This is a genomic window from Alkalibacterium sp. MB6, from assembly GCF_009935905.1.
In the GTDB taxonomy this organism is placed as follows: domain Bacteria; phylum Bacillota; class Bacilli; order Lactobacillales; family Carnobacteriaceae_A; genus Alkalibacterium.
Genome location: NZ_PREX01000069.1, coordinates 1 through 899 on the forward strand (window position 1 = coordinate 1; position 899 = coordinate 899).

An 899-nucleotide genomic window follows, 5' to 3' on the forward strand; every position below is an offset into this window, starting at 1 on the left:
CAATAAGACTTTATTTCTTAAAAGAGCGAAGGAACAACGACCATACATGATGCGCTTGATCACTTTCAGTTTATTGATCGATCCTTCAACCAGGCCGTTGCTGTATGGGGATTGAATAGCCATGAGGACCGCGTCTAGATCCTGTTTTGTTCCGTCCACAAAACTATGCAATTCTTTGTAGGGCGACTGCTCCGCTTGAACAAGCCAGTCTCCCATTCCTTTACCGTCATGCGTTTCAAGCATTTTTTTAAATGTCTGTATACTGTCGTATAGCTCTTTGACAAATGGATACTGCTCAAACAGGCATTGTGATTCTTCCGGTGTTAATTTCTCGAATGCGTATTCTGGCTGATATAACAGCTGAAGGACATAGCTCCTTTGGATGGTATAACGAGGGGATAATGGCTTGTTGGTTCGCTGTCGATCCTTTTTCATTCCAGACACATAGTGACGAACCAGTGAAGAAGACCCTTTATATCCCTTTTGGCGAATCAGTTCTTCAATCGTACTTGCCATCAAGCCTTTCTCGAAGGCCAGATTAATATCGGTATAAAAAGGAGACAAAATGCTGGCTCTCTTCTTAGAACCCGTTGCCTTCGATACAGCCGTGACTTCTTTAGTGATATACCGTTTAATCGTTATCGGATTTTTGTCGAGTTCACGGCCTATGGCCGAATACGTGTAGCCTAATTGCTTTAATCGCATCGCTTCATGGATGACTTTTTCCTTGCGGCGAACGGTTTCATTATGTCGTTGCTCAGACAGGGGTAAAGAAACAGTGAATGAGTTAGCAGCTAGCTTGTCGAAGGTTCGCGCATCCATATTGAGTGCCCGACAGGTAGCTGTTTTAGTCCATCCATTTTTGTTCAGCTCTTTTGCTCGTCGCGCTTTTTCAGCAG

The 899-nt window shown here is 43.8% G+C and carries 1 protein-coding gene; it reads right to left on the bottom strand.

Annotation, left to right across the window (positions count from 1 at the left end; genetic code table 11):
• A partial coding sequence (locus C3945_RS11700) for a transposase (RefSeq protein ID WP_161879826.1) occupies nt 1–899 on the bottom strand: 899 nt, incomplete at both ends.